The organism is Hyphomicrobium sp., from assembly GCF_020852195.1.
Lineage (GTDB): Bacteria > Pseudomonadota > Alphaproteobacteria > Rhizobiales > Hyphomicrobiaceae > Hyphomicrobium_C.
This window is the reverse complement of record NZ_JADZBI010000212.1, coordinates 1-9267: the sequence shown is the minus strand read 5'-3', so window position 1 is coordinate 9267 and position 9267 is coordinate 1. Positions and strand designations below refer to the sequence as shown.

The 9267-nt window shown below is 65.6% G+C and carries 7 protein-coding genes, 2 pseudogenes and 1 riboswitch; of the genes and pseudogenes, 5 read left to right on the top strand and 4 right to left on the bottom strand.

The window, feature by feature from the left end; genetic code table 11:
* The 4 genes and pseudogenes from IT540_RS17745 to aceA form a co-directional block, all read right to left on the bottom strand.
* Positions 1–440, bottom strand: a pseudogene (locus IT540_RS17745) (5-methyltetrahydropteroyltriglutamate--homocysteine S-methyltransferase); the annotation flags it as partial.
* A gap of 24 nt (positions 441–464) precedes the next feature.
* Positions 465–851, bottom strand: a complete 387-nt coding sequence (locus IT540_RS17740; protein ID WP_291180916.1) for an acyl-CoA thioesterase — start codon at positions 849–851, stop codon at positions 465–467.
* Between the two features lie 3 nt (positions 852–854).
* A complete protein-coding gene (locus IT540_RS17735; protein WP_291180914.1) occupies positions 855–1109 on the bottom strand; it encodes a hypothetical protein in 255 nt (84 codons plus the stop codon).
* Positions 1110–1157: 48 nt separating this feature from the next.
* Positions 1158–2450, bottom strand: a pseudogene (aceA, locus tag IT540_RS17730) (isocitrate lyase).
* Positions 2451–2580: 130 nt separating this feature from the next.
* Here aceA and IT540_RS17725 point away from each other — a divergent pair.
* The 5 genes from IT540_RS17725 to IT540_RS17705 all read left to right on the top strand — a co-directional run.
* Complete coding sequence (locus IT540_RS17725; RefSeq protein WP_291180911.1) at positions 2581–3999, top strand: short-chain fatty acyl-CoA regulator family protein; 1419 nt, start codon at positions 2581–2583, stop codon at positions 3997–3999.
* Between the two features lie 20 nt (positions 4000–4019).
* Entirely contained in the window at positions 4020–4514 is a 495-nt protein-coding gene (gene rraA, locus IT540_RS17720) for a ribonuclease E activity regulator RraA (RefSeq protein ID WP_291180909.1), read from the top strand.
* Between the two features lie 13 nt (positions 4515–4527).
* A complete protein-coding gene (locus IT540_RS17715) occupies positions 4528–5538 on the top strand; it encodes a hypothetical protein (protein ID WP_291180907.1) in 1011 nt (336 codons plus the stop codon).
* 175 nt (positions 5539–5713) lie between these two features.
* Positions 5714–6901, top strand: coding sequence for a 2-methylcitrate synthase (gene prpC, locus IT540_RS17710; RefSeq protein ID WP_291180918.1), 1188 nt, complete (start codon positions 5714–5716; stop codon positions 6899–6901).
* 119 nt (positions 6902–7020) lie between these two features.
* Positions 7021–7239: riboswitch (cobalamin riboswitch) on the top strand.
* 113 nt (positions 7240–7352) lie between these two features.
* On the top strand, positions 7353–9267 hold a 1915-nt coding region (locus IT540_RS17705), incomplete at its 3' end, for a ribonucleoside-diphosphate reductase subunit alpha (protein WP_291180905.1).

Genomic DNA, 9267 nt, shown 5'->3' with positions numbered 1-9267 from the left:
GTATCGAACCACTTCGTCATCTCCATCGCCGGCGCCGCATCGGATCCGCGTGCCATGGCGAAGTAGGTGTCGAAATCGACGGTCGCCGCCTGATCGGCGGCAAGCTCCGCCACGTCCGCCATCACGGCATAGGCGCTCGCCGTCCGGTGCGTCGCGGCGATGCGCGCGCCCTGTCCATTCTCCGGCTTGCAAAAGCGCGGCGGGACGGCGCCCAGCATGGCGGTCATGTCGAGCATCTGGTCGTAGAACGAGAAATCGTTCGATGGGATGACGTCGATCCCGGCGTCCTTCTGCAGCGTCCAGTGGCGCGCCCGCAGCTCCGCGCCGGCCTTGCGTAGCGCCGTGTAATCGATCTCACCCTTCCAATAGGCTTCCGTCGCCGTCTTGAGCTCTCTCTTGATGCCGATGCGCGGGAAGCCGAGGTTGGCGGCCTGTGTCATGTTTGGAACCTTTGTTTGAAAATGCTAAGCCGCGATGGGGCAGATCGGTGTCGGGCGGCCCTCGGCATCGACGGCGACCATCTCGAAGCTGCCCTGCATGGCGAGCTTGCGATCCGGCTGGCCGAGGGTCTCGGCGATGACGTCGACCTTGACCGTCATGGAGGTGCGCCCCACGCGCGAGACACGCGCGCAAAGCTCGACGATCTGTCCCACCAGGACGGGCATGTGGAAGCTGACCTTGTCGGACGACGCCATCACCACGCTGGCGCCTGCCCGGCGCGCGGCGGCGATGGCGGCCGCCTTGCTCATCAGATTCAAGGCCGTACCCCCGAACAGCGTGCCGTAGTGGTTCGCCTGCTCGGGGAACACGATCTCGACGAAGCGGGTCTCGCTGAGGTCTGAGACGGGCATGGCCTAATCCCGCCGCTCCTCGTGCGAGGGCTCCGCAATCTTGACGATGGGGATCATCTGGTCGCCCCACTGCCCGCGCCCGTTGTGGACGCGCGAGCCGCGCATCAGCTCGATGGTGACGCCCGCGTCGACGGCCGTCGTAATCTGCTGGTTGAGCCGGTGCAGGGTCTCGGCGACCTTGCGGATCAGGGTCTCGGCATCGGCCTTACGGGGACCGCTGAACGGATCGGGAAGAGCGACGATGTCTGCTGATCGCATGCGATGATCTCCAGGGTTTTCGCTTTCGCCTGATGGCATGTGACGCGCCTACTCGGCGGCCGGCTGGAATTGCGCGGTCTCGGTCGACTCCGACATGGCGGTCGTGGACGAGACGCCACCCGAGATGGCGAGCGAGACGGCGTCGAAGTAGCCGGTGCCGACCTCGCGCTGATGGCGGGTTGCAGTGTAGCCCGCAGCCTAGCTCGCGAACTCGGCCTGCTGCAGCTCCGAGTAGGCCGCCATGCCGCGGTCGCGGTAGCCGCAGGCCAGCTCGAACATGCCGTGGTTGAGCTGATGGAAGCCCGCCAGCGTCACGAACTGGAACTTGTAGCCCATGGCGCCGATCTCCTTCTGGAAGCGGGCGATCGAGGCCTCGTCCAGCTTGGATTTCCAGTTAAAGGAGGGCGAGCAGTTGTAGGCCAGCATCTTGCCCGGATACTTGCGATGGATCGCTTCGGCGAAACGGGCCGCGTCCTTGAGGTTCGGCGTCGAGGTCTCCCACCACAGAAGGTCGGCATAGGGCGCATAGGCCAGGCCGCGCGCGATGCAGGCGTCGACGCCGTTCTTGAGCGTGTAGAAGCCCTCCGGCGTGCGTTCGCCGGAAACGATGAACGCGCGGTCGCGCTCATCGACGTCGGAGGTGATCAGCTTCGCGGACTCCGCGTCCGTGCGCGCGACGATCAGCGTCGGCACGCCCATGATGTCGGCTGCGAGACGGGCAGCGACGAGGTTGCGGACGTGCGCCGCGGTCGGGATCAGCACCTTGCCGCCGAGATGGCCGCACTTCTTCTCGGACGCAAGTTGGTCCTCGAAGTGCACGCCGGCGGCACCGGCCTCGATGTAGGCCTTCATGATCTCGAAGGCGTTGAGCGGGCCTCCGAAGCCGGCCTCGGCATCGGCCACGATGGGCGCGAACCAGGTCTCGACGCTCTTCTTGCCTTCCGCGTGCTCGATCTGGTCGGCGCGCTGCAGCGTGCGGTTTATGCGGCGCGCGAGCTCCGGGCCGGCGTTGGCCGGGTAGAGGCTCTGATCGGGGTACATGGCAGACGCCGTGTTGGCGTCGGCCGCCACCTGCCAGCCGGAGAGATAGATCGCCTTGAGGCCGGCGCGCACCATCTGCATGGCCTGGTTGCCTGTCACGGCGCCAAGCGCGTGCACGTAGGGCTCCGAGCCCAGGAGCTTCCAGAGGCGGTTGGCGCCATGCTCGGCGATCGTGTGCCGGATCGGCATCGAGCCGCGCAGCCTGAGCACGTCGGCGGCGGTGTAGGGACGGGTGATGCCATCGAAGCGGCCCGGCGCCGCGTTCGGAATGAGGTCGTCGAAGGAGGTCTTCCTGGTCATCGTGTGTCCCTGCTTGCCAAACTTGAATATTCGCATTATCCGCAGAGACAGACCGCGATAAACGCCTGAAAAAGCGGATATTTGCGAAGCCAGCCCTGCAAATTTGCGAAGTTTGCGAATGAGGCCGACGATGCGAAAAGCCTTCATGGGCGTCCGCCTGAAGCGCCTGCGCGAGGAGCGCGGGCTCACTCAGGTCGCCTTGGCGCGCTCGCTGGACCTCTCGGCGAGCTATCTGAACCAGCTCGAGAAGAACCAGCGGCCGCTGACCGTACCGATCCTCCTCAAGATCAACGCGGTGTTCGGCGTCGATGTGCAGCTCTTTTCCGAGGACGAGGAGGCGCGGCTGATCGCGGACCTGCGCGACGTATTGTTCGATCCGGGACTCGACGAGGAGGTTGCACTGACGGAGATCCGCGAGATCGCCGCCAACATGCCGGCTGTCGGACGTGCGATCGTGAAGCAGCACAAGCGCCTGCGTCAGGTGGCGGAGCGCGCCGATGCGCTTGCGGCTCGCCTCGGCGTAGGGGTTGAAGACCAGGCGCCAGCGCAACTGAGGCCCTATGAACAGGTGCGCGACTACTTCTATGCAAACCACAATTATTTTGCGGACTTGGACGAGGCCGCCGAAGATCTGTTCGGCAAGACCGGCCTTGCGGTCGGAAACTGTGCGGCGGGACTCAAGCGGTATCTCAGCGACCATTTGGGCGTTCAGGTCATCATCGAGCCGCCGAACGAGCTCAGACTCGTGCAGCGCAGCTTCGACAGCGATGCGCGTGTTCTCAGGCTGTCCTCGACCTTGATGCCCGGGCAGCTTGCGTTCGAGATGGCCACCCAGCTCGCCTACCTCGAGATGGGCAACGCGATCGATCGCCTGGCAAGAGATGCCGCGTCGGGTAGCGAGGAGACCTATCGCCTGGCGCGCATCGGCCTGGCCAACCACTTCGCAGGCGCTCTGATCATGCCTTACGGCATCTTCTTCGAGGCGGCAGAGAGGCTGCGCTACGACATCGAGCTCTTGTGCCAGCGCTTCGGCGTCGGCTTCGAGACCATCTGCCATCGGCTCAGCACGCTGCAGCGTCCCAATGCGCGCGGCGTGCCGTTCTTCTTCGTGCGTGTCGACCGCGCCGGCAATATCTCCAAGAGACAGTCGGCAACCGACTTCCATTTCTCACGCGTCGGAGGCTCCTGCCCGCTCTGGAACGTCTACGAGGCGTTCGCCGTGCCGGGCCGCATCCTGACGCAGCTCGCCAGCATGCCGGACGGGCGGACCTATCTCTGGATCGCGCGCACGGTCTCGCGCGGCCAGGGCGGCTATGGTGCGCCGTCGAAGACGTTCGCAATCGGGCTCGGCTGCGACCTCAGCCACGCGCATCGGCTGGTCTACGCAAAGGGCCTCGACCTCAAGGACCAGTCCGCGGCCGTGCCCATCGGGGCGGGTTGCAAGATCTGCGAGCGCCCGAGCTGTCCGCAGCGCGCCTTCCCGGCCATAGGTCGGCGCACGGCCATCGACGAGAACCAGCGCCGGTTCACCCCTTATCCGGCCGCATGACACCCGAGAAAGGAGCAACGATGACCTTCAGCACGTGCGACCTGTCCGACCAGCATCGAGACGCGGCACGCATTCCGGCGCCGGTGTTCCGCGATTTCGGGGGACGCCAGTGCTTTCAGGGCGCGGCGGTGACGGTGAAATGCTTCGAGGACAACTCCCGCGTCAAGGAGCTGCTGGCGACGCCAGGGCACGGCCGCGTGCTCGTCGTCGATGGCGGCGGCAGCACGCGGTGTGCGTTGCTCGGCGACATGATCGGGAAGGATGCGGTTGCCAACGGATGGGAGGGCGTCGTCATCTACGGATGCGTGCGCGATACGGCCTTGCTCGCGACGCTGGACATCGGCATCAAGGCAATCGGCGCCAATCCGCGGAGATCGACTCGGCGCGGCGAGGGGATCGTCGGCATTCAAGTGGACATCGCCGGCGTGCTCGTATCGGATGGTGATTCCGTGTTTGGCGATGAGGATGGCATTGTGGTGCTGCCGCCGGCGCAGACCGATGGCGCGACTGGTTGATAAGGATGCGCGCGTGAACAGACTCGTTTCGATCCTGAAGGCGGAGCTCGAACGCTGGGAGAGCGGCTGGAGCATCGGCTCGTTCGGCGCCATCGGCGAGTTTCATCAGGATGACGGCGAAGAGCTTCTCGTCAACGATACGCCCAGCCTCACGCGGGCGACGAAGCGCGGCGCCATACGCATCGTGCCGCGTCCGGACATGCGCGCGGTGGCGTATGAGCTTCTGAGCCCCCGCCCGCATCGCTGGGGCCAGGGCATCGCCCTTTGCCTTCCCGAGGGACGGGCGCCGCGGGCGCAGCGAGACGTGCTCACTGAGCTCGGGGCTGATACGGAGGCGATCCGCCCGGACGAGCGGGACGCGATCCTGTTCGACATCGGGTTGGCGCAGCCTCAGATCGATTTCTGCATTCGCACGCGTGACGCGGATCTGATTGCCGTGCTCAGGGCCTCTTGCGGCAGACCGACGTTCGCGAGCGAGGCGGGTGGCGCCATTCTGGCCACGCATCCGCACCGCATCGTCCTCTCTCATCTCGGCCGTGCCGAGGTCTACCAGAAGATCGGCGGACCCGACACGGGCGGCGTTTCGCCGCCCGGGCCACACACGCACGTGCTGCCCAAGCTGCTCGCTGCGCGGCGCACGCATTCGGCCAACACGCCGATCCCGGACGGGCTCGTGCCGTGCGCGTCCCTGCATCCCGCGAGCCCCGTCCTGACCACGCTCGGCGAGGACAAGGCGTTCGACGCGCAGCAATTCGCAACCTTCCAGACCTACCTCGACCTCTACGGCCCGGCGCCCTACGTGCAGACCAAAAAGCAGGTCTGGGCTGCCCTCGAGTCCGAACAAGAGCCCACCTCCATGACGGAGCCGGCGACACGGCTCGCGCGCACGGCGCTCCGCAACGCATTGCGACAAGCGGCGCGCCGCGCGGAAGCGTCCGGCGATACCGCGACTGCCGAGTGCGTCACGGTCTGGCGGGCGCACTTCGACAAGGCGAGCGAGCCGGAGGAGGACGAGGCCGCGTAGTCTCAACGCCTGCCACTATCGCGGGGTTCGCCGATTTGCAGAAGGCGTTTCGCAAACCTTCGCTTTTTCAGCTCTTCGTGCAGCCGAGGCGCATTGGGATACTGCGGCAACGGCGCAGGGGATGAAACTTGCCCTTGCGCGGTGCCAGTTCAAGCCACCGCTCGAAGGGAAACGCATGGGCCACGATCTCGCTGAACTTGAAAGGCCGAAGGCGAAGAAGTCGGTCGCGCTGTCGGGTGTCGTCGCCGGCAACACGGCCATCAGCTCCGTCAGCCCCGTCGGCGACGCGCTGCGCTATCGCGGCTACGACATTCTCGATCTGGCCGAGGAATGCACGTTCGAGGAGATCGCACATCTTCTGATTCATGGTGGCCTGCCGACGTCGACGAAGCTTGCGAGCTACACGGCCAAGCTGCATGCGCTACGCGGGCTGCCGCTTGCCGTGCGGCGCACCCTCGAAGCCCTCCCCGCGGCTGCCCATCCGATGGATGTGCTGCGCACCGGCGTGTCGGCGCTCGGCTGCACTCTTCCCGAGGCAGTGGATCAGGACGGCGCGGGAGCGAGGGATATCGCAGACCGACTCATCGCGTCGGCAGGATCGATGCTATTTTACTGGCACCATTACGCCTCGAAAGGTCGGATCATTGACGTTGAGACTGATGACGAGACGGTTGGCGGCCACTTCCTGCGCCTGTTGCATGGAGGGAACCCGCGCCAGGCGCACGTGCGAGCCATGCAGGCTTCGCTCGTCCTCTACGCCGAGCACGAGCTCAACGCTTCGACGTTCACAGCGCGCTCGATAGTCGCCACTGGCTCGGATTTCTACTCTGCCATTGTCGGTGCCATAGGTGCGCTGCGCGGCACGAGGCATGGCGGCGCCAATCAGGCGGCGCTCGAGGTGATGGCACGCTACGCAGACGCCGATGAGGCCGAGGCCGATATTCGCCGGCGCATCGCGGCGAAGGAGATGGTCATGGGCTTCGGCCATCCCGTCTACACGACCGTGGATCCGCGCTCCAAGATCCTGAAGCCGCTGGCGCGCCGGCTGGCGCGTGAAGCAGGGGACATGCGGGTATTCGACATCGCCGAGCGCATCGAGGCGGTGATGGCAGAGACCAAGGGCATGTTCCCCAACGTCGACTGGTACACGGCCGCCGTCTATCACCTACTCGGCGTGCCGCGCGGCATGTTCACCCCCCTGTTCGCCATCGGGCGTATCGCTGGCTGGACGGCGCACATCATAGAGCAGCGCCAGGACAACAAGATCGTCCGCCCGACGGCCCACTACATCGGCCCGGAAAGCCGGAGCTTCGTGCCGCTCGCCAAGCGCGGCAGCGAGCGCGCCGCTTCGCGCGCGGCGTAGTCACGGCGCGTCAATCCTTTTCGTGTCGTCGTCTTCGATAAACACAACATGTACGCAAGACTATATCGAGAATCGCAACATGTTGCGGTGCCGCGCTTGGCGCGCCCCGGCGAATCTGTCGTTATGAGGGCGTCATGGGTCGCCGGGTGCAACCGCCCGGCGCTAAGAGGGAACCCGGTGCGCTCGTCTTTCTGATGACACGAGCAATCCCGGGGCTGCCCCCGCAACTGTGAGCGGCGAGCCGCCTGTCGAGAACGGTCACTGGTGCAAACCGGGAAGGCCAGACAGGCGGCAATGACCTGCGAGCCAGGAGACCTGCCTGTGACGAGGTTTTTTTCGTCCTCGGGCGGGGTGTCCCGGTGGGTGGTATTCGCTGCTGCTCCGCGCCCGCGGGGCGCTTGAATGCGCGTCCCCATTCGGCCCAAGCCCCCTATCATGCAGGGGTTTGCCGATGTCCATCGCACTAGAAGCAAGAAGCTCGGAGACCGGATCCGCATCGGGCGGATACGTCTCGAAGCCGGCCGTAACGCCTGCCTTGCAGGTGATCCGCCGCAATGGCGGCGTGACGCCGTTCGATCCCACCAAGATTTCCATCGCCTTGACCAAAGCCTTCCTCGCCGTCGAGGGCGGACGGGCGGCGGCCTCGCGCCGCGTGCACGAGATCGTCGAGGAATTGACGGCACAGATCGTGTCCGCACTGACGCGCCGCGTCGACCATGGCCGCACGTTCCACGTCGAGGAGATCCAGGACCAGGTGGAGCTGGCGCTGATGCGCGGCGAGCACCACAAGGTAGCGCGCGCCTACGTGCTTTATCGCGAGGCCCGCGCCAAGGAGCGCGCCGCGGTTGCCGCGGAGCCGTCTCACCCGTCGCTTCCGGCACTGAACGTCAAAGGGCGAGATGGATCGCTGGCGCCACTCGACCACCAGCGTCTGGCGCTCATCGTGCGCGAAGCCTGCGAGGGGCTGCCGGATGTTTCCGCCGAGGTCGTGCTCGCCGAAACCTATCGCAATCTCTACGACGGCATCGCCGCTCACGAGCTGACGCTGGCCCCAATCCTTGCCGCTCGTACACTGATCGAGACCGAGCCGGCTTATAGCGAGGTGAGCGCACGCCTGCTGATGGACCAGCTTCGCGAGGAAGCGCTCTCGTTCGTGTCCGGCCGGCCGGAGCGTGCCAGCCAGGCCGAGATGGCCGAGCGCTATCCGGAGTATTTCCGTGCCTACGTCGCCAAGGGCATCGACGCCGAGCTGCTCGATCCCGAGCTCGCCCGCTTCGACCTCGACCGGCTCGGTTGCGCGCTAAGACCCGAGCGCGACATGCGCTTTCAGTTCCTCGGTTTGCAGACGCTCTACGATCGCTATTTCCTGCAGACCCGCGGCTTGCGCTTCGAGCTGCCGCAGGCGTTCTTCATGCGCGTCGCTATGGGGCTCGCGCTGCGCGAGATCGATCGCGATGCGAAGGCTATCGAGTTCTACGACCTGATCTCCTCTTTCGACTTCATGTGCTCGACGCCGACGCTGTTCAACGCCGGCACGCCGCGCCCGCAGCTCTCGTCGTGTTTTCTGACCACCGTGTCCGACGACCTCGACGGCATCTTCAAGGCCATCAAGGACAATGCGCTGCTCGCCAAGTACTCGGGCGGGCTCGGCAACGACTGGACACGCGTGCGCGGCCTCGGCGCCCACATCAAGGGCACCAACGGCGAGAGCCAGGGCGTCGTGCCGTTCCTGAAGGTCGCCAACGACACCGCCATTGCCGTCAACCAGGGCGGCAAGCGCAAGGGCGCCGTCTGCGCCTACCTGGAGACGTGGCACATCGACATCGAGGAGTTCCTCGACCTCAGGAAGAACACGGGCGACGACCGGCGACGCACACACGACATGAACACGGCCCATTGGATCCCGGACCTCTTCATGCAGCGCGTCGCCGAGGACGGATACTGGACGCTCTTTTCTCCCGACGAGGTGCCGGACCTGCACGACCTCTACGGCCGCTCCTTCGCGGAGCGCTATGCGGACTACGAGGCCAAGGCCGAACGGATGGAGCTCAAGGTCGCCCGGCGCGTGCGGGCTGTCGACCTCTGGCGGCGCATGCTCACCATGCTGTTCGAGACCGGGCACCCCTGGATCACGTTCAAGGACCCGTGCAACCTGCGCTCGCCGCAACAGCATACGGGCGTCGTGCACTCGTCGAACCTTTGCACGGAGATCACGCTCAACACGTCCGCCGACGAGGTGGCGGTCTGCAACCTCGGATCGGTCAACCTCGCCAATCACGTCACGGCGGAGGGTCTCGATCACGACCGCCTTGCGCGCACGGTCGAGACCGCCATGCGCATGCTCGACAACGTGATTGACATCAACT